The sequence below is a fragment of the Streptomyces sp. NPDC101160 genome, from assembly GCF_044768205.1.
Lineage (GTDB): Bacteria > Actinomycetota > Actinomycetes > Streptomycetales > Streptomycetaceae > Streptomyces.
The window spans coordinates 285,386-305,343 of the sequence record NZ_JBIWPJ010000011.1; the positions used below are offsets into that span (position 1 = coordinate 285,386).

14 protein-coding genes and 1 pseudogene are annotated in these 19,958 nt (G+C 70.8%); 10 read left to right on the forward strand and 5 right to left on the reverse strand.

What is annotated here, in order from left to right; genetic code table 11:
* Nucleotides 1-27 precede the first annotated feature (27 nt).
* Nucleotides 28-633, reverse strand: coding sequence for a TetR/AcrR family transcriptional regulator (locus ACIRSU_RS32715; RefSeq protein ID WP_403799981.1), 606 nt, complete (start codon nt 631-633; stop codon nt 28-30).
* A 168-nt stretch (nt 634-801) separates the two neighbouring features.
* Between ACIRSU_RS32715 and ACIRSU_RS32720 the strand changes: the two genes are divergently transcribed.
* Nucleotides 802-1,581, forward strand: coding sequence for an alpha/beta fold hydrolase (locus ACIRSU_RS32720; RefSeq protein ID WP_403799984.1), 780 nt, complete (start codon nt 802-804; stop codon nt 1,579-1,581).
* Nucleotides 1,582-1,663: 82 nt separating this feature from the next.
* On the opposite strand, the gene ACIRSU_RS32725 is transcribed toward ACIRSU_RS32720, so the two are convergent.
* Complete coding sequence (locus ACIRSU_RS32725) at nt 1,664-4,990, reverse strand: FlgD immunoglobulin-like domain containing protein (RefSeq protein WP_403799987.1); 3,327 nt, start codon at nt 4,988-4,990, stop codon at nt 1,664-1,666.
* Between the two features lie 163 nt (nt 4,991-5,153).
* On the reverse strand, nt 5,154-6,992 hold the full coding sequence (locus tag ACIRSU_RS32730) for a bifunctional metallophosphatase/5'-nucleotidase (RefSeq protein ID WP_403799990.1): 1,839 nt from the start codon (nt 6,990-6,992) through the stop codon (nt 5,154-5,156).
* 234 nt (nt 6,993-7,226) lie between these two features.
* Here ACIRSU_RS32730 and mshD point away from each other — a divergent pair, with 234 nt between their 5' ends.
* The 5 genes and pseudogenes from mshD (at nt 7,227) to ACIRSU_RS32755 (ending at nt 12,803) form a co-directional block, all read left to right on the forward strand.
* The gene (gene mshD, locus ACIRSU_RS32735) at nt 7,227-8,153 is read left to right on the forward strand and encodes a mycothiol synthase (protein WP_403799991.1); all 927 of its coding nucleotides are present in this window, start codon (nt 7,227-7,229) and stop codon (nt 8,151-8,153) included.
* Nucleotides 8,154-8,211: 58 nt separating this feature from the next.
* Nucleotides 8,212-8,424 (forward strand): annotated as a pseudogene (locus tag ACIRSU_RS32740) (ATP-binding cassette domain-containing protein); the annotation flags it as partial.
* A 302-nt stretch (nt 8,425-8,726) separates the two neighbouring features.
* Entirely contained in the window at nt 8,727-10,997 is a 2,271-nt protein-coding gene (locus ACIRSU_RS32745; protein ID WP_403799994.1) for an RNA degradosome polyphosphate kinase, read from the forward strand.
* A gap of 340 nt (nt 10,998-11,337) precedes the next feature.
* On the forward strand, nt 11,338-12,363 hold the full coding sequence (locus ACIRSU_RS32750) for a CHAD domain-containing protein (protein ID WP_403800109.1): 1,026 nt from the start codon (nt 11,338-11,340) through the stop codon (nt 12,361-12,363).
* Nucleotides 12,360-12,803 (forward strand): NUDIX hydrolase, encoded by a 444-nt coding sequence (locus tag ACIRSU_RS32755; RefSeq protein WP_403799996.1) that lies wholly within the window; start codon nt 12,360-12,362, stop codon nt 12,801-12,803. The genes ACIRSU_RS32750 and ACIRSU_RS32755 overlap by 4 nt, the downstream gene beginning before the upstream one ends.
* On the opposite strand, the gene ACIRSU_RS32760 is transcribed toward ACIRSU_RS32755, so the two are convergent.
* Entirely contained in the window at nt 12,754-14,406 is a 1,653-nt protein-coding gene (locus ACIRSU_RS32760; RefSeq protein WP_403799998.1) for a recombinase family protein, read from the reverse strand. The genes ACIRSU_RS32755 and ACIRSU_RS32760 overlap by 50 nt on opposite strands.
* A 282-nt stretch (nt 14,407-14,688) precedes the next feature.
* On the opposite strand from ACIRSU_RS32760, the gene pstS reads away from it, so the two are divergent.
* The 4 genes from pstS (at nt 14,689) to pstB (ending at nt 18,791) form a co-directional block, all read left to right on the forward strand.
* Entirely contained in the window at nt 14,689-15,822 is a 1,134-nt protein-coding gene (pstS, locus tag ACIRSU_RS32765) for a phosphate ABC transporter substrate-binding protein PstS (RefSeq protein WP_403800001.1), read from the forward strand.
* A 125-nt stretch (nt 15,823-15,947) separates the two neighbouring features.
* Nucleotides 15,948-16,922, forward strand: coding sequence for a phosphate ABC transporter permease subunit PstC (pstC, locus tag ACIRSU_RS32770; protein ID WP_403800004.1), 975 nt, complete (start codon nt 15,948-15,950; stop codon nt 16,920-16,922).
* A complete protein-coding gene (gene pstA / locus ACIRSU_RS32775) occupies nt 16,919-17,989 on the forward strand; it encodes a phosphate ABC transporter permease PstA (protein ID WP_403800005.1) in 1,071 nt (356 codons plus the stop codon). Before pstC ends, pstA begins: the two co-directional genes overlap by 4 nt.
* A 25-nt stretch (nt 17,990-18,014) precedes the next feature.
* A complete protein-coding gene (gene pstB, locus ACIRSU_RS32780) occupies nt 18,015-18,791 on the forward strand; it encodes a phosphate ABC transporter ATP-binding protein PstB (protein ID WP_403800008.1) in 777 nt (258 codons plus the stop codon).
* A 166-nt stretch (nt 18,792-18,957) separates the two neighbouring features.
* Here the strand turns inward: pstB and ACIRSU_RS32785 are convergent, their stop codons facing one another.
* Complete coding sequence (locus ACIRSU_RS32785; RefSeq protein WP_403800011.1) at nt 18,958-19,956, reverse strand: anion permease; 999 nt, start codon at nt 19,954-19,956, stop codon at nt 18,958-18,960.
* Between the last annotated feature and the right edge of the window lie 2 nt (nt 19,957-19,958).

Here is a 19,958-nt window from a genome sequence, read left to right on the forward strand (position 1 = left end):
CCCCTGCCAGAGTCGTGCAACGACTTCCTACCGGCGAGTATCCGGACCGATCCGCTCCGGACCGATCCGCTCCGCATCAATCGACTCCGGGTCGATCCGCTCCGCCAGCGCCCGCAGCCCGATCGCCAGCTCCCGTGCGTCCGGCGCCGCCTGAGGATCAGTCAGCCACTGGATCATCACCCCGCTGAGCAGCGCCATGTGGACCGAGCCGAGCGTCCGCACGTCCTCCTCGGCGACCTCCTCCTCCGGTACGCCCCTGAGCTGCGCGGCCGTCCCGCGGCGCCCCTCGCGCTGACCGGCCGCGAGCAGCGCGAGCAACTCGGGCGAGCTCTGCGCGTGCACGAACGCCTCGACGCTCGCGAGCCAGAGCCAGCGCTGCTCCCCGAACGAGCGGATCTTGCCGGCCCACAGCTCCTCGAAGCCGCCGCCCGCCCCGCCGAACTCCTCGCCCCACTCCTCCATGGCCGCGAAGAGCGCCTGGTTGAGCAGGGCCTCACGGGAGCCGAAGTGGTAGCCGATTGCGGCCATGGAGACGCCGGAGGCGGTGGCGATGTCGCGGACGGTGGTGCGCAGATACCCCTTCTCCTCCAGGCAGCGCCTGGCTCCGGCCAGCAGTTTCTCGCGGTTTCCCATGCGGGGATGGTACGGCGGGATGCACCGGGGCCCGGACTTTGGGCAAGCGATCTATACATTTGTCTTGCGCGCTTGCCCAAACCCTGCGTACAGTCAGGCCATCGCCGCCGAGAAGCGGAAAGCTGGCAAGCCGACAGGCGAACCGGCCGACAACCCAAGGAGCCCGACATGCGCAAGGAACTCACCACCGCCGACGGCCGCACGCTCTCCTACCTGGACTTCACCCCCGACAGCACCGGCCGCCCCCTGCTCGCCCTGCACGGCCACCTCTCCGAGGGCGCCTCCTTCGCGCACCTCGCCGAGGCCCTCGGTCCCGAGTGGCGGGTCGTCGCCCTCGACCAGCGCGGCCACGGCGACTCCGATCGCGCCGGCGACTACCGCCGTGAGGGCTACGTCTCCGACGCGCTGGCCCTCCTCGACCACCTGGGCCTGGACCGGGTCGCCCTCGTCGGCCACTCGCTCGGCGCGATCAACGCGTACCACCTGGCCGCCGCACAGCCCGAGCGGTTCATCGGCCTCGTCTCCGTCGACACCGCGGCCCATCTCCCGGAGACCGGCACCAGCCCGCTCGCCTTCGTCCTCGGCTTCCCCTACACCGCGCCCACCCGCGAGGAACTCACCGCCGCCTGCGGCCCCGTCGGCCCGATGATCGCCCCGGCCCTGCGCCCCCACCCGGAAGGCTGGCGGCTCCCGTTCCACCCCCAGGACACCGTCGACTCCGAGACCCTCGTCCACGGCGACCACCGCCCCGCCTGGATCGCCTCCCCCTGCCCCGCCCTCGTCGTCCACGGCACCGCCAGCCAGGTCCTCAGCGCCGCCCACGCCCAAGAGATGACGACCACCCGCCCCCGCACCACCCTGGTCGAGCTCGACACCGACCACTTCGTGCAGCTGAAGGACCCGCGGGGCTTCGAGAAGGCGGTCGGGGACTTCCTGGCCGCGCTGTGAGGGGCACTCCGACCACGCCTCGGACACGCCGAAGGGCGGCACTCCGTCGAAACGATGTGCCGCCCCACTGCTCTCTGTTCTGTTACTTCGTGTAGTAGCCGAACGCGTCCACGATCACGTCGATCAGACCCGCGCGGTTGTAGATGTCGATCGAGCCCTTGCTCGACATCTTGACCACGACCTGGTTCGCCACCGTCGCACCCGGCACGGGGTTCAGGTTCGACATCGTCGGACGGGACGTCAGGGCCGACAGATCCGGGTGGACCGTCAGGTACGTCGGGGACGTGGCGTTCGTGCCCGCGACGTTGAGGACCAGGGCGGTCGCGCCGGACGCCGGGACACCGCCGTAGCCGGCCACGGGCAGGGTGCCGTAGTAGTCGCCGGGGATCTTCCCGTCGGTGCCGTAGTCACGGCTGTCGAGGAGCCGGACCGGCCACAGCGGCATGAAGCGGTCTCCCTGGCCGGCCACGTTGGTGAAGTAGCCGGCCACGTCGCCGAGCAGGTCGACGGAGCCGCTGTGGTTGTACAGCGTCACCTTGCCGTTCTTCACCGGAACCGTCACCAGGCCGGCCACCGCCTGGTTGGCGACCATGTTCAGGTTCGAGGTCGCGGGCCGGGTCGTCCCATACGGGTAGACGGACACGTAGGTCGAGGACGTCGGCCTGGTCGCGGTCACGTTCATGACGACCGCGGTCACACCGGTCGACGGGACCCCGCCACGGCCGGCGATCTGGAGGTTGACGGTCTTGCCCGCGCCCAGCTTGGCCTTCGGCGCGCCGACACCCGCCAGGGTGTTGAGGATTCGGGCGGGGGTCACCGCCTTGAAGCGGTCACCGGCGCCGTCGAGCGTGTAGTAGCCGGACACGTCCACGAGCAGATCGGCCGAGCCCCACGCGTTGTACAGCGTGACCTTGCCGTCCCGGCTGACCGGCACGGTCACCTGGTTCGGGACGCTGCGGCCCTTCGGCACGTTCAGGTTGGAGACCAGCGGACGGGCCGTCCCGTACGGGTAGACCGCGACCCAGGTGCTGCTGGTCGGGTTGGTGACCGTCACGTTCAGGACGACCGCCGACACGCCGGTCGCGGCGACTCCGCCGCGCCCGGTGACCTGGAGGTTCACCGTGCCGCCCTGGCCGACCTTGGCCTTGGGCGCGCCGACACCGGCGATGGTGTTGAGGATCCGGGCCGGGGCCACGGGACGGAAGGTGGAGATGCCGTCGTGCGTCACGTACACCGTGCCGGTGGTGCGCAGCGCGGCGCCGGAGCCGTCGACGGACGGGGCGGTCAGCTCCCAGCTGTAACCGCCGTCGGGGACCACGGCGCCGTTCCCGTTCTTGGCGTCCCACGCGGTCTCGACCAGTCCGCGGGTCTGCAGCCCGGTCTTGGTGCGCACCACGGCACCGGTCCTGTCCTTGACCGTCAGCGTCCAGGACGCGACCGGCTTGGACAGCCACCACGAGCCGGTCCAGGCGGAGCCGCCGTCGAGGTTGATGATGTCGGAGGGCACGACGGAGTCGACGACGGACACCGGCGAGGTGGGCACGCCGCTCGGGACGACGTGGGTGCGCGACTGGTTGTCGACGAACACGGTGTTGCCGCCGAAGCGGTCCACGCTCCAGCCGGTCTCCGGCATGGCGTCCGGCAGGGTGCCGAGGTCGCGGGCCGCGCCGCCGCCGCGCAGCGGCGTCAGGGCCAGCACGTCGCCCTTGGTGTACGAGACGAAGCCGTCGCCGAGACGCGCCGCGCCGTGCGCGGGCAGAGCCGTGTTGACCTGGGTCGCGGTGTTGAGGACACCGGACTTCGTGTCGCACTTCCAGTAGAGGTCGGCGCCGACGGACTGGACGTCCTTCAGGACGCAGTCGGCGACGGTGACCGTACGGACCGTGGCACCGGTGCGGACGTCGATCGCGGCGACGGCGCCGGCGGTGCCGGTCGCGGCCCACAGCGTGGGGCCGTTGATCGCGGTCGGGCCGGTGCCGAGGTTCCGGGTGAAGACGGACTTCAGGGTGTCCAGGTCGAAGACCCGGCGCTCACCGGTCGTCAGGCGGTACGAGGCGTAGTGGCCGGACGCCTCCAGGTCGCCCCCGACGGAACCGGCCGACAGGGCGGTGCCGGGCAGCGAGGCGCCGTCGGCGAGGACGGACAGCGAGGTGCCGGTCTGACGGACGACGCGGCCGTCGCCGGTGGGCACCTCCCAGGAGGTGTCGAGCTTGTCGTCCGTGCCGTGGTCGACCCGGTCGCCCGCGACGAGCGGCCCGCCGGCCTTCATCTCGATCGAGCGCAGCCGGTACTCGCCCGACGGGACCTGGTCGAGGGTGCGCAGGACGCCCTGAGCGGCGGCGATCCGGTGCGTCATGGTGCGGTTGCCCGGGACGACGGCGACCTTGGCGGCCGCGAACGCGTCGTCGGCGCCCGCCCGCAGGCGGTAGACGACGTGCTCGACGTCATAGCCCTTGACGACGGCGAGCAGGTCGCCGCCCAGCAGGTACGGGTCCCCGACGACGCCGTCGAGCACCGTCTTCTGGTCGCCGCCCGCGAAGGCGCGGGAGAGCAGCTTCCGCTCGGTACCCGAGGTGAGGCTCAGGACCTGGTCGCCCTGGACGCGGACCGGGGCGTCGGAGCCGGTCCAGTCGGTCTCGCGGGCGGGCGTGGTGAAGTCGCCCTTGAGGTCCCAGACCTGAAGCTTGCCGGCGTCCGTGACGCGGAGCAGGGTGTCGCCGTCGACGACCGAGGACTTGGCGTGGTCGAGGGGGACCAGCTTCGGCGTGGCGCCGGACAGGTCGACCCACGCGCGGGCCTCTTCCTCGTCGCTGTTGACGTTGTACTGCACCTGGAAGCCGTGGGAGTTGGCGCCCAGGAACACGAAGTCGAAGGCGCGGTCCTGAAGGCCGCCGACCGGCACGTCCTGCACGGTGCCGCTGACGAGCGAGACCGCGTGCAGGCCGCCGCCGATGCTCTCGCCCGCGGTGATGACCGTGCGGCCGACCAGGCCGAGGACCGTCTGGCCCGCGGCGAGCTGGACGGTCTCCTCGGCGCCGCCGGCGGCGTCCTGGAGCACGACCTTGTTCGTCGACCGGTACCGGCGGGCGACGGTGTCGTCGGTGCCGTTGGTGAAGACGTTCGTGGCGCCCTGGGCGTTGAACGTCCTGTCGCTGCCGTCGGCGTACGAGAACCAGCGGTAGAGGCCGTCCTTGCCGTCACCCTGGAGGAAGCCGGTGGCGCCGGTCCGGACGACCGCGGCGTCCGCGGCCACTGCCTCCTCCGCCGGGATCACCAGCTCGGCCGGCGCGTCGGCCGTCTCGGCCGCGTACGAAACGCCGGCGACGGCCGGCGTCAGAGAGATCAGTACCGCGGTCGCCGCGGCCAGTGAGAGGGCGCTGCTGCGCCGCTTGCCCCACCCCGTGTGCATCAAATCGAACCCCTCCCCAGAGACCCAAGTGGGCTGAGGGTAACAGGGCTTCGAATGCGTTCAAAACGAGATTCGGATCGAGTTCCGGTACGCGAAAAGGGGTGGCCCCCGCCGAAGCGGAGGCCACCCCTCCCTGTCTGTCCTGTCCGTCCCGTCCGAGCGACTACTGCTTGACCGTGATCCGGTCCGCCGCCGGCACCTGCAGCGGCGCCGCCGCCGAGGAGTGCGCGGACAGGTAGGCGTTGAAGACGTCCAGGTCGGAGGCGCCGACCAGCTTGTGGGTGCCGGTGGCGAGGGCCGCGAAGCCGTCGCCGCCGCCCGCGAGGAACTCGTTCATCGCGACGCGGTAGCTCTTCGCCGGGTCGATCGGCTCGCCGTTCAGCTTGATGGTGCCGTCGACGACGCGGTCCGCGCCCGACTTCGTCATGTCCAGCGTGTAGGTGAGGCCCTTCGACACCTGGAGGATCTTCACCGCGTTCAGGTTCGATCCGCTGACCTGCTGCTTGAGCGCCGCGATCAGGTTGGCGCCGGACAGGTCGACCACGTTCATCATGTTGGTGAACGGCTGCACGGTGAAGGACTCGCCGTAGGTCACCACGCCGTCGCCCTCGGCGCCGGACTGCTTGTAGACGAGGTCGGCGCGGATGCCGCCCGGGTTCATCAGGGCCAGCTGCGCGCCGCCCTTGTCGGCCGGGGCGAGGCCCTCCAGCTGGGCGTCGGCGATCAGGTCGCCGAGGGGCTTCTCGTACGCCGTGGAGCCGCGGCCGTTGATGTCGGCGGCGATGTAGCCCTGCGGCCGGTTGGCGACCGGGGCCGCGAGCTGCTTCCACTCGGCGATGAGCTGGGTGATGTCCTCGGCCTTCGGGACGTCACGGCTGACGACGTGGTTCGCCGAGGCGACCGCGGTGCGGACGATGTCCTTCGTGCGGCGGTCGTACGTCAGCGTGGTGTCCGTGTAGAGCTTGCCGAACGAGGACGCCGAGGTGACCAGGCGCGGCCGGCCCGCCGGGTCGGGGATGGTGCACACGTACGCCTGGTGGGTGTGGCCGGTGACCAGCGCGTCGACCTGGGGGTCGATGTTCTTGGCGATGTCGACGATCGCGCCGGAGACGCCCTCGCCCTCACCGTCGCCGTCACCGTCGCAGTTGTAGTTGTACGCGGACGAGGCCGGCATGCCGCCCTCGTGGATCAGGGCGACGATGGACTTGACGCCCTGCCGCTCCAGGATCTTCGTGTACTTGTTGATCGTCTCGACCTCGTCGCCGAACTTCAGGCCCTTGACGCCCTCGGCGGTGACGACGTTCGGGGTGCCCTTCAGGGTCACGCCGATGAAGCCGATGCGGACGCCGTCCTTCTCCCAGACGAAGGTCGGGTCGAGGATCGGCTTGCCGGTCTTCTCGTCCGTCACGTTGGCCGCGAGGTACGGGAAGTCGGCGCCCTTGAACTCCTTGCCGTCCACGTAGCAGCCGGCGGTCGGGTGACAGCCGCCGTTCTGCATCCGGGCCAGCTCGAGGGCGCCCTCGTCGAACTCGTGGTTGCCGACCGAGGTGACGTCCAGGTCCAGGTCGTTCATCGCCTGGATGGTCGGCTCGTCGTGGAAGAGACCGGAGAGCAGCGGCGAGGCGCCGATCAGGTCACCGGCGGCGGCCGTGATGGAGTAACGATTCCCCTGACGGGCCTGGCGCAGGTGCGTCGCCAGGTACTCGACACCGCCCGCGTCGATCTTCTCGGTGGTGCCGTCCGGCTTCACCCGGGTGACCTGGCCGGACGAACCGGCCGGCGGCTCCAGGTTGCCGTGCAGGTCGTTGAAGGAGAGCAGCTGGACGTCGACCATCCGCCCCCAGCCCTTGCCGTTGGTGCCCCCGTACGCGGCGGCGTCGGCCCCGCTGTCCTGCGAGGCACCGGCCGGCATCGCCGCGACCAGCGCGCCGACGGTGGCGAGCCCCGCCCCGAGGGCGAGTATCCGCCGCCCCGCCTTGTTGTTCTTCCGCGTCGCTGCCATCTCTCCCCAGTTCCCTGAACGACTCCGGTCCTGCCCGCGCAGCCTAGAGTCAACGCGCGTAGCGCAACAGGGGTAAATGGTCACGAGGTGGTTGCGCCCGGCCGTCCGTCGCCCCGCCCGCGGCCCCGCCACCTGCCCGCGGCGGCCCGCCCACCGGCTCGGCGGCCCCGGCCATCTGACAGTGTCGGTTTGATCTCCCACGGGGCGGGACACGCCCGCCGTAGGCTCATAGCCATGACTTCTGACACGGCGCCGGCCCTCGAACCCGGTCGGCAGATCCACACCTACGACGAGCTGAGCCCCGAACAGGTGACGGACGTCCTCGACCTGCTCGCGGCTGCCGACCGGGCAGACGGCGTGCACGCCGTGTCCGAGCAGGGGCGGCTCTACCTGCGCCACGGCAAGCGGGAGGGCGTCCGCCACTTCCTCCTGACCGTCGGCTCGAACCTCTACGGTTACGCCCAGCTGGAGGAGACCGACCCGGTCGAGGCCCCCGCCGCCGAGCTGGTCGTGCACCCGGGGCACCGTGGCCGCGGGCACGGGCGGGCGCTCGGCACGGCGCTGCTCGACGCGACCGGCAAGCGGCTGCGGGTGTGGGCGCACGGCGGCAAGCCGGCCGCCCGGCACCTGGCCCAGGTGCTCGGCCTGACCCTGTTCCGCGAACTGCGCCAGCTGCGCCGGTCCTTGGTGCCCCTCGACATCCCTGAGCCGGTCCTGCCGGCGGGCGTCACCGTCCGCACCTTCGTACCCGGCCAGGACGACACGGCCTGGCTCGCCGTGAACGCGACCGCGTTCGCCCACCACCCGGAGCAGGGCTCGATCACCCAGCGGGACCTGGACGACCGGATGGCGGAGCCGTGGTTCGACCCGAAGGGCTTCTTCCTCGCGGAGCAGGAGGGCCGGCTCGTCGGATTCCACTGGACGAAGGTGCACGCCGAGGAACAGCTCGGCGAGGTGTACGTGGTCGGCGTGCTGCCGGAGGCCCAGGGCGGCGGCCTCGGCAAGGCGCTCACCGCGACGGGCCTGCTGCACCTGGCGGGCGAGGGGCTGCCGACGGCGATGCTGTACGTGGACGCGGACAACACGGCGGCGGTGACGGTGTACGAGCGACTGGGCTTCCGTACACACGAGGTGGACCTGATGTACCGCGCGGAGTCGTGAACGAGAACACGGACGCGAGCGCGAGCCTGAACGCGAACTAGCTGATCGAAGGGGGCGGTTGACACCGCCCCCTTCTTTCCAGCACGCCCGCCCCTGGGCCCTGCGCGACTGCACCTTCACCCTCCCCGCAGGCCGCGTCTGCGCGCTGGTCGGCCCCAACGGCGCGGGCAAGTCCACACTGCTCGCGCCGGCGGCGGGGCTGCTGCGGCCGACGGAGGGCGCGATCACGACGCCGGCGCGGGAGCGGATGGCGTACGTGGCGCACGGGCGGGGCGGACGAGCACGGGACGGGGCGGACGGGCACGGGCGGGCCGGACGAGCACGAGACGGAGCGGACGGGCACGAGACGGGGCGGACGAGCACGGGCGGGGCCCGTTGCGACCCCGCCCTTGATCCGCCCCCGATTCCCTCACGTCACGTCCTCGTTACCGACCATTCAGACGCGCTTGCGACGCTCACGCAATGAAGCGCTCCGTGCCCGCCCCCACCAGGGCCCTCCCCAAAGGGAGGCTTCCCTCGCCCACGGCCCGCTCCGACGCGCCCGACCTGACCTTCGCGCGGAAGAATGGGGCCATGAGCCAGCAGCCCGCCGAGGTCCCGGTCCAGCCCAAGAAGAACGCCTCCGCAAAGAGCGCGAAGAAGTCGACCGACGCCCAGCCTTCGCTGGGCTCCATAGCCACACACCGGCCGCACGCCGTGAACGGCGCGGCCGGCAGCGAGCTCGCGCCCGATCTGGACGCCGATCTCGACGCGTACGAGGAAGGGGACGGCGGCGCGAGCGAACTGCCGCAGGGGCGGTTCCTGGACCGGGAGCGCAGCTGGCTGGCGTTCAACGAGCGAGTGCTCGAACTCGCCGAGGACCCGACGACCCCCCTCCTCGAACGGGCGAACTTCCTCGCGATCTTCGCCTCGAACCTGGACGAGTTCTTCATGGTGCGCGTGGCCGGCCTCAAGCGCCGCATCGCCACCGGTGTGGCCACCCGTTCCGCGTCCGGACTCCAGCCCCGCGAGGTGCTCGACCTGATCTGGACGCGCTCGCGCGAGCTGATGGCGCGGCACGCCGCCTGCTTCCAGCAGGACGTGGCTCCGGCGCTCGCCGACGAGGGCATCCACCTGATCCGCTGGCCGGAGCTCACGGAGAAGGAGCAGGCGCGCCTCTTCACCCTCTTCCGCCAGCAGATCTTCCCGGTGCTCACGCCGCTGGCCGTGGACCCGGCGCACCCCTTCCCGTACATCTCGGGCCTCTCGCTCAACCTCGCGGTCGTCGTCCGCAACCCGGTCAGCGGCCACCGCCACTTCGCGCGCGTGAAGGTCCCGCCCCTGCTGTCCCGCTTCCTGGAGGCGTCGCCGGAGCGCTACGTCCCGCTCGAGGACGTCATCGCGGCACACCTGGAGGAGCTGTTCCCGGGGATGGAGGTGCTCGCGCACCACATGTTCCGGGTGACGCGGAACGAGGACCTGGAGGTCGAGGAGGACGACACCGAGAACCTGCTCCAGGCCCTGGAGAAGGAGCTCATGCGGCGCCGCTTCGGCCCGCCGGTGCGCCTGGAGGTCGAGGAGTCGATCGACCCGTACGTGCTCGACCTGCTGGTCCGCGAGCTGAAGGTCTCCGACTCCGAGGTCTACCCGCTGCCCGGCCCGCTCGACCTCACCGGCCTCTTCGGCATCGCCTCGCTCGACCGGCAGGAGCTGAAGTTCCCGAAGTTCGTCGCCGGCACCCACCGCGACCTCGCCGAGGTCGAGTCGGCGTCCGCGCCCGACATCTTCGCGGCGGTGCGCGAGCGCGACGTGCTCCTCCACCACCCGTACGACTCGTTCTCCACGTCCGTGCAGGCGTTCCTGGAGCAGGCGGCGGCCGACCCGGACGTCCTCGCGATCAAGCAGACGCTGTACCGGACCTCCGGCGACTCGCCGATAGTCGACGCGCTCATCGACGCCGCCGAGTCCGGCAAGCAGGTCCTCGTCCTCGTCGAGATCAAGGCCCGCTTCGACGAGCAGGCCAACATCAAGTGGGCGCGGAAGCTGGAGGAGTCCGGCTGCCACGTCGTCTACGGCCTCGTCGGGCTCAAGACCCACTGCAAGCTGTCGCTGGTGGTGCGGCAGGAGGGCGAGACGCTGCGCCGCTACAGCCACGTCGGCACCGGCAACTACCACCCGAAGACGGCCCGGCTCTACGAGGACCTCGGCCTGCTCACCGCCGACCCGCAGGTCGGTGCGGACCTCTCCGACCTGTTCAACCGGCTGTCCGGCTACTCGCGCCGCGAGACCTACCGGCGCCTGCTCACCGCGCCGAAGTCGCTGCGCGACGGCCTGGTCTCCCGCATCAACAAGGAGATCGCGCACCACCGCGCCGGCCGGCCCGCGTACGTGAAGATCAAGGTCAACTCGATGGTCGACGAGGCCGTCATCGACGCCTGCTACCGGGCCTCGCAGGCCGGTGTGCCGGTCGACATCTGGGTCCGCGGCATCTGCGCCGTGCGCCCCGGCGTCGAGGGCCTGTCGGAGAACATCCGGGTCCGCTCCGTCCTCGGCCGCTTCCTGGAGCACTCCCGGATCTTCGCCTTCTGCAACGGCGGCGAGCCGGAGGTGTGGATCGGCAGCGCCGACATGATGCACCGCAACCTGGACCGCCGCATCGAGGCCCTGGTCCGGGTCACCGATCCCGCCCACCGGGCCGCCCTCACACGGCTCCTGGAGACCGGGATGTCCGACACCACCTCCTCCTGGCACCTCGGCCCGGACGGGAACTGGACGCGGCACGCGACCGACCCCGAGGGCCAGCCGCTCCGGCACGTCCAGGAGATGCTCATCGACGCGCGGAGGCGCCGGCGTGCACAACCCTGACCACGACGTCACGACGTCCGACGCCCCCCGCCCGGACGCGAACCGCCCGCACGCGACCGTCACCACGACGGGAGACGGGTCCGCGGAGCCCCCGGCTGCCGGATCCGCGGGCGCCCCGGCGGGCCGGCCGACGGGCGGTTCCGCGGGCGAGCCCGTAGACGGCCCGGCGGGCCGGCTGGCGGGCGGTTCCGCACGCCGGCGAGCTGCGGGCGGCCCTGCGGGCACCCCGGCAGGCGTCCCGACAACGGCCGCGGACGCGAACGCGGACGCCACCTCGACCGTGACCACGACCGCGCCCTCGACCGCCACCTCGACCATGACCACGACCGCGCCCTCGACCATGACCACGACCGCCACCTCGACCGTGACCACGGCCGCGCCCTCGACCTCGCCCTCGGCCGTCACCGCGGGCGAGGTCGTCGCCCCCTATCTGCACGCCCGGGCCGCGGACTTCCTCCGCGGCCTGCGGCTGCACACCGAGAGCGGCGCCGACACGACGGGCTCCGAGGCCGCCGCCCGCACCCTGCGGGCGGCCGCCCGCCGGATCAGCGGCACCCTGCACACCTTCCGGCCGCTGCTCGACCCCGTCTGGGCCGACCAGCTCCGCACCGAGCTGGCCTGGCTCTCCGGCACGCTCGCCCTGGAGCACGCCTGCACCTCCCGGCTCGTCCGCCTGGTGGACGCGCTGTCCCGGCTGTCGAGCGGCGGCGCGCAGGGACCGGTGCCCGCCGCCCGCGGTACGGAGACCAGCCGGGGCCTCACCGTCGGCGCCGCCCGGGCCGGCGCCCTGCTCGAACGCCAGCTCACCCTGGCCCGTACGCGGGCGCACTCCGCCGCACTCCAGGCGCTCGGCTCCTCCCGCTTCCACGCCGTCGCCGACTCCGTCGCGCTGCTCGCCTCCGACGTGCCGCTCGGCCCGGCCGCCGCCGCCCGCGCCGTCGACGTCCTGGACGCCCCGGCCGCGGCCGTCGAACGCCGGCTGCGCGACGCGGTCGCCGCGCTGCCGCTGACCCGGGCGGCCCACCCGTACAACGCCGACGCCCTCGCGCTCACCGCCGGCGAGTCCCAGGACACGCCCTGGCACCAGACCCGCGGCCTGCTGCGGCTGCACCGGTACGCGGGCGAGGTGCTGTACGGCGGCGCCGACCCGGACCCGGTCCTGTACGAGGCCGCCCGCGCCCTCGACCGGCACCGCGACGCCGCCGAGGCCGCCGCCGCGGCCGCCGCGGCCGCCCGCACCCCGCGGATCGCCCCGGCCACCGCCTACGCCCTCGGCGTCCTCCACGCCGACCAGCGCCACGACGTCGAAGCCGCCCGCTTCGCCTTCCAGCGCGCCTGGTCCCGCACGACGGCCCCGGTCCCGTGACCTCACCCGAGCCCGTCCTCGCGGCGGGCGCCGTCCTGTGGCGCCCGGCCGCGCGGGGCGAGGGCGTCGAGATCGCCGTGATCTTCCGTCCGAAGTGGGCCGACTGGTCCCACCCGAAGGGCAAGCTCAAGCAGGGGGAGAACGCACAGGCGGCAGCGGTCCGAGAAGTGAGGGAGGAAACCGGCATGGCATGCGCTCTGGGCATCGAGCTGCCCACTGTGAGCTATCAAGTCCAGGGCCGTGCCAAGGAGGTCCGCTACTGGGCTGCCGAGGCTACCAGCGGCTCGTTCGAGCCGAACCGCGAAGTCACACGCCTCCGGTGGGCCTCGCCGGAGGGCGCGCGGGCCCTCCTTACTCAGGACAGGGACAAGGAGCTGGTCGACGCCCTGCTTATGGCATGGAAGGCCGGACAGGCGTCTCGCCGCGCCACGTGGGGATGAGCAGGGCCGGATCGAAAGGGGCCTTGTCGCTGATGCCCGTCGGCACCGGGAGGACGAGCACCGACGCGAGCACCCTCGCGATTACCTCACGCTTGTCCCGGGACGACAGTCGGCCCCAGGTCTCGCGACGCCATCCACGGAGAAGGTTCGCGTAGGACCGCGCCTCCAGGTGCTCCTGGCGCTCCGCCTCCAGGCTGCCGATGTTCCGGTTGACTCGCGCGAGCAGGTCCTGGACGTCGCTCCATGCCGCCTCTCCCGCAGCCAGCGACGCCTCGATCCCGTGTCTCGTCGCGCGCAGTTCGGCCAGCTTCCTCTCGCCGCGCCAGGTGACCGGCTCGGCCGTGCCGCCCGCGCAGTTCTCATCGAGGTGGTCGAGGACCAGTCGTTCCAGAAACTCGTCCACGGGGGCCACCCGGCGGCCGACGCCCCGGCAATTGGGATCCCCGCAACGGTAGTAGTCGCCGTACTTGGCGTTTCTCCCCGTCGCCCGGTTGCCGCAGAGCCTGGAGCGGCAGATCTCCCCGAGATCGTTGAGCCGCCCGCATCTGAGCACGCCGGAGAACAGGTACGTCCGCGGCGTCGTCGCCAGTGCGGAGCGGTGTGACGCCTCGCTCGGGATCATTCCGCGGTGCAGGCGCGCCGCCTTCACCCCGCTCATGATGGTCCGCCACGTCTCGTGGCCGACACCGTCCCGTGCTACGTCGGCGTGGTCCCACTCCCCGACCACCGGTTCACCGGTCGCGGGGTCCCTGACGAGCACGCCGTCGAGGATGCGCCCGCCCCACCACGCCGGGTTGGCGACCAGCCCCTTCACACCCTGCTCGGACCAGCGGCCGCCCCTCGCGGTCCTGACCCCCTGCCGATTCAGCTCACCGGCGATCCACCGCCATGACCTGCCGGCTGCACGAGCCTTGATCATGGCCACCAGATGCGGCCACTCCAGGTCATTCCTTCGCGTGTTGCCGCGTCTGTAAGGGTCCTCGGAAGCTCCCAGCCACCCGAACCGACGCGGACCCGCATAGATGCGTCCTTCCTCCGCCCGGTCGGCCCGGCTCCTGGCCGTACGGGTCCGCACTCTCTCCACCTCGGCTGCCTCCGTGGCAGGACCACTGAGCTGCGCAAGATCCAGCAGCGTGGTCCCCTCGATGAAGACTCCGTCACCAGCCATGACCAGAGCGTCCTGAAAGGCGACGAAGTCATGGGGAAGGCGGTAGACCCTCTCGCGCTCGACACTGATACATCCTCGGACAGGGATCCCCGTCTCCGCTTCATGACCGTGAGTGATGTCCTGGCACATGCGTCGGAACGCCGGCCGTACCACCGTCTCCTTTGCCGCCGTCAGGTTGTTGTCCTCGTAATGCAGAACCACCGCGCAGCCCGACGCCTCCGCGCTCCTGGTGTTACTCCGATGCTGGCGGGTGACGCCGACGGAGCCGCCGTCCAGCCTGTCGGCAGAAATGCGCGCGTACGAGATCAAGGGCACCCGTCCGCGCAACCAGCCGTCCACCGTGCCGCCTGCGTCGAGCCACGCCCGGAGCCGGGGGGCGACATAGCAGCGCGAGAACGTCCTGGACGGCTGTTGCGGATCACGCGTATCGATCACGTCGCCCCCTGCACCGTAGTTGTTACCGGCACAACGAGACGTACCACCAGAAGGGCACGCACGGCACAGCGGTCCTGGATCGAGGCGACCGCACCTCACCTTCCGGCACGGTTCACTTCCCGTTCACTCTCCTCCGTCGACGGCTTCACCTGATCTGCCTAATTTCGGCCGTACACGGTGCACCGCTCGGTACCGCACCGGACACCCCGACACGCGCCGCCGTAGAAACGTTCAGGACACCAAGGTCCACGACATGGCGGCTTCTGGAAGGAACACCCGAAAGTGAAGCTTTCGAAGAACGGGCTTCGCGCCTCCGCGATCGGTGCCCTCGTCGTCTCCGGCGCGCTCGTCCTCTCGGCGTGTGGTTCGGACAACAACAACGAGCCCACCAAGGACGGCGGCAAGACCTCCGCCGCGGCGTCGAACATCAAGTGCGACGGCGCCAAGGGCCAGCTGCTCGCCGCCGGCTCCTCCGCGCAGAAGAACGCGATGGACCTGTGGGTCAAGAACTTCCAGGCCGCCTGCTCGGGCGTCGAGGTGAACTACCAGGCCATCGGCTCCGGCGGTGGCATCACCAAGTTCAACCAGGGCCAGGTCGCCCTGGCCGGCTCCGACTCCGCCCTGAAGGACGAAGAGGTCGCGGCCTCTCAGAAGGTCTGCGCCGGCGGCAAGGGCATCAACCTCCCGATGGTCGGCGGCCCCATCGCCATCGGCTACAAGCTGGACGGCGTGGACAACCTGGTCCTGGACGCCCCCACCCTGGCGAAGATCTTCGACACGAAGATCACCAAGTGGAACGACCCGGCGATCGCCAAGCTGAACCCGGGCGCCAAGCTCCCCGGCTCCACCATCCAGGCCTTCCACCGCTCGGACGAGTCGGGCACCACCCAGAACCTGGGCAAGTACCTCTCCGCCACGGCCCCGGCCGACTGGAAGTACGACCCGAAGACCAAGTCGTGGCCCGCCCCGGGTGGCCAGGCCGCCAACGGCTCCTCCGGTGTCGCCACCGCGGTCAAGGACGCCGAGGGCTCCATCGGCTACTTCGAGCTCTCGTACGCGACCGCCAACAAGATCAGCACGGTCTCCATCAACACCGGCGCCTCCGCCCCGGTCGCGGCCACCACGGAGAACGCCTCCAAGGCCATCGCCGCCGCCAAGGTCAAGGGCACCGGCTCCGACCTGGCCCTCTCCCTCGACTACACGACCAAGGCCGAGGGCGCCTACCCGATCACCCTGGTCACGTACGAGATCGCCTGCGACAAGGGCAACAAGGCCGAGACCCTGCCGACCGTGAAGGCGTTCCTCAACTACACCGCCAGCGAGGAGGGCCAGAAGGTCCTCTCCGACGCCGGCTACGCCCCGCTCCCGGCCGAGATCGCCGCCAAGGTGCGCGCGATCGTCCCGACCCTGTCCTGACCCCCGGCCGGGGGCGGCCCCTCACCTCCCGTGGAGGGGCCGCCCCCGGCATCCGGTGCACCGCCGCCAGGAGCCAGTAGCAGAGCCCCGTGCTCGTACCGGCTCCGCAGACCGGAGAAACACAGATGGCTACTTCGACACCAGAGATACAGAGGAGCCGGCGCGCCAAGAGCGCGACCCGCGCCGGGGACCGCATCTTCAGCGGTCTGTCCCGCGGCTCCGGCATCACCCTCCTCGTGATCATGGCCGCGATCGCGGTCTTCCTCACCTACCGCGCGATCAACGCGATCTCGAACGACAGCACCAACTTCTTCACCACGTTCGAGTGGAACCCGGCCGGCAACCCGCCCGTCTTCGGCATCGCCGTCCTCGCCTTCGGCACGATCGTCTCCTCGGTCATCGCCATGGCCATCGCCGTGCCCGTCGCCATCGGCATCGCGCTGTTCATCTCGCACTACGCCCCGCGCAAGCTGGCCAAGCCGCTCGCGTACGTGGTCGACCTGCTCGCCGCCGTGCCCAGCATCATCTACGGCCTGTGGGGCGCGATCTTCCTCGTCCCGTACCTGGACGGCCTCAACAAGTGGCTCGACCAGTACCTGGGCTGGACGTACATCTTCGACAAGTCCAGCGACGGCGTCGCCCGCAACATCTTCACCGTCGGCATCCTGCTGGCGATCATGATCCTCCCGATCATCACCAACGTGACCCGCGAGGTCTTCCTCCAGGTGCCGCGGATGCACGAGGAGGCCGCGCTCGCCCTCGGCGCCACGCGCTGGGAGGTCATCCGCATGTCGGTGCTGCCCTTCGGCCGCTCCGGCATCATCTCCGCCTCGATGCTCGGCCTCGGCCGCGCCCTCGGCGAGACCATGGCCGTCGCCGTGGTCCTCTCCCCGAGCTTCGTGCTCTCGGGCCACCTGCTCGACCCGGGCGGCGGCACCTTCGCCCAGAACATCGCCGCGAAGTTCAACGAGGCCAACGAGTTCGGCCGGGACGCCCTGATCGCCTCGGGTCTCGTCCTCTTCGTCATCACCCTGCTGGTCAACGGCGCCGCCCGCATGATCATCGCGCGCCGCAAGGAGTACTCGGGGGCGAACGCATGAGCCACGCCATACAGGACCGTCCGGTGGCCGTCTCCCCGCGCCGCTCCCTCTCCCACGCCCGGCTCCCGCGCTGGACGCCCGCCGCCGTCGCGGCCGGCTCCATCGCCGCGGGCTGCGGCCTCGGCCTCGCCGCCGGCTGGCACAGCAAGGTCCAGTGGGGCCTGGTCTCCGCGCTGCTCTTCGTCCTCGCCACCTTCGCCGCCACCGCCAAGGTCGAGGGCGTCCGGCAGGCCAAGGACCGCGTCGCCACCAGCCTCGTCTGGGTCTGCTTCGTCCTGGCCGTCGTGCCGCTGCTGTCCCTCGGCTGGGTGACCGTCAGCAAGGGCCTCGAGGTCCTCGACCCGTACTTCCTCAGCCACTCCATGAACGGCGTCCTCGACGCCGAGGCCGGCGGCGGCGTCTACCACGCGCTGCTCGGCACCATCGAGCAGGTCGGCATCGCGACCCTGATCGCCGCGCCGATCGGTCTGCTCACCGCGGTCTACCTGGTCGAGTACGGCAGCGGAAAGCTCGCCAAGGCCGTCACCTTCTTCGTCGACGTCATGACGGGCATCCCGTCGATCGTCGCGGGCCTCTTCATCCTCGCCACCTGGAACCTGATCCTGGGCTTCGGCCCCTCCGGTTTCGCCGGCTCGATGGCCCTCGCGATCCTGATGATGCCGGTCGTGGTCCGCTCCACCGAGGAGATGCTGAAGCTCGTCCCGAACGAGCTGCGCGAGGCCTCCCTGGCCCTCGGCATCCCCAAGTGGCGCACGATCCTGAAGGTGGTCCTGCCCACCGCGATCGGCGGCATCACCACGGGCGTCATGCTCGCGGTCGCCCGTATCACCGGTGAGACGGCCCCCGTCCTCCTCCTCGTGTTCGGTACGAAGCTCATCAACCCGAACCCCTTCGAAGGCGCCCAGTCCTCGCTGCCGCTCTACGTGTACGAGCAGTACGCGGTCGGCACCGACGCCGCCGTGGCCCGTGCCTGGGCCGCCGCGCTCGTCCTGATCGCCTTCGTCATGATCCTCAACCTGGTGGCCCGCGGCATCGCCCGCTGGAAGGCCCCGAAGACCGGCCGCTGACCGCGGCACACTGGAAGTGATTGATATGGCCAAGCGAATCGACGTCAGCGGCCTCTCCGCCTACTACGGCAACCACAAGGCGATCGACGACATCTCGATGACCGTCGAGCCCCGCTCCGTGACGGCCTTCATCGGCCCGTCCGGCTGCGGCAAGTCCACGTTCCTGCGCACCCTGAACCGCATGCACGAGGTCACCCCCGGTGGCCGCGTCGAGGGCAAGGTGATGCTGGACGACGAGAACCTGTACGGCACCGGCGTCGACCCGGTCGCGGTGCGCCGCACCGTCGGCATGGTCTTCCAGCGCCCCAACCCCTTCCCCACCATGTCGATCTTCGACAACGTGGCGGCGGGCCTGCGCCTGGCCGGCTCGTACAAGAAGTCCGAGCTCTCCGACATCGTCGAGCGCTCCCTCAAGGGCGCCAACCTCTGGAACGAGGTCAAGGACCGCCTGAACAAGCCGGGCGCCGGCCTCTCCGGCGGTCAGCAGCAGCGTCTGTGCATCGCCCGCGCCATCGCGGTCGAGCCCGACGTGCTGCTGATGGACGAGCCCTGCTCGGCCCTCGACCCGATCTCCACCCTCGCCATCGAGGACCTGATCGGCGAGCTGAAGGAGCGCTTCACGATCGTCATCGTGACGCACAACATGCAGCAGGCCGCCCGTGTCTCGGACCGTACGGCGTTCTTCAACCTGGCGGGCGTGGGCCAGCCGGGCAAGCTGATCGAGCTGGACGACACCGAGCGCATCTTCTCCAACCCGAGCGTCCAGGCGACCGAGGACTACATCTCCGGCCGCTTCGGATAAAGCAGTCGTACGGTGCTGCATGGCGGTGCCGCCGTACGACGCAGAAGGGCCCGGCTCCCCTGAGGGGGAGCCGGGCCCAACCACGTTCCGTGGAGCCTCGCGATCAGCCGGTCCGCTGGTCCGCCGGTCGGCGGTCAGCCGGTCCGCTGGTCAGCCGGTCGGCCGGTCAGCCGAAGACGAGCTTGATCACGTAGTAGCTCAGCGCGGCGACGATGGCCGCGGCCGGCATGGTGATGAACCAGCCGAGGATGATGTTCTTGGCGACGCCCCACCGCACCGCGTTCACGCGCTTGGTGGCGCCCACACCCATGATCGCCGAGGTGATGACGTGGGTCGTGGAGATCGGCGCCTTGAAGAGGAACGCCGTCACGAACATGATCGACGCACCGGTCGTCTCCGCGGCGAAGCCCTGCGGCGGGTCCAGCTCGATGATCTTGCGGCCGAGGGTCCGCATGATCCGCCAGCCGCCCGCGTACGTACCGAGCGAGAGCATCACGGCACAGGCGAGCTTCACCCACACGGGGATCGGGGCGTCGGCGCTCTGCACGTCACCGATGACCAGGGCCATCACCACGACGCCCATCGTCTTCTGGGCGTCCTGGAGGCCGTGGCCGAGCGCCATGCCGGCCGCCGAGACCGTCTGCGCGATACGGAAGCCGCGCTTGGCCTTGTGCGGGTTGGCCTTGCGGAACAGCCACAGGATCGCGCACATCACCAGGTAACCGGCGACGAGACCCACCACCGGCGACAGGAACATCGGGATGACGACCTTGTCCAGGACGCCGGACCAGATGACCTCCGTACCGCCCGCGAGCGCCGCGCCCACCATGCCGCCGAACAGCGCGTGCGAGGACGACGAGGGAAGGCCGAAGTACCAGGTGATGAGGTTCCACACGATCGCGCCGAGCAGCGCGGCGAAGAGGATGGCCATCCCCGAGTTGCCTGTCGGCGTCTCGATCAGGCCCTTGCTGACCGTGTGCGCGACGCCGCTGCCGAGGAAGGCACCGGCGAGGTTCATGACCGCGGCCATCGCCAGGGCGGCCCGCGGGGTCAGCGCCCGGGTCGACACCGAGGTGGCGATGGCGTTCGCCGAGTCGTGGAATCCGTTCGTATACGTGAAGCCGAGCGCGACCAGGATGGTCACGACCAGGGCGAAGGTGTCCACGA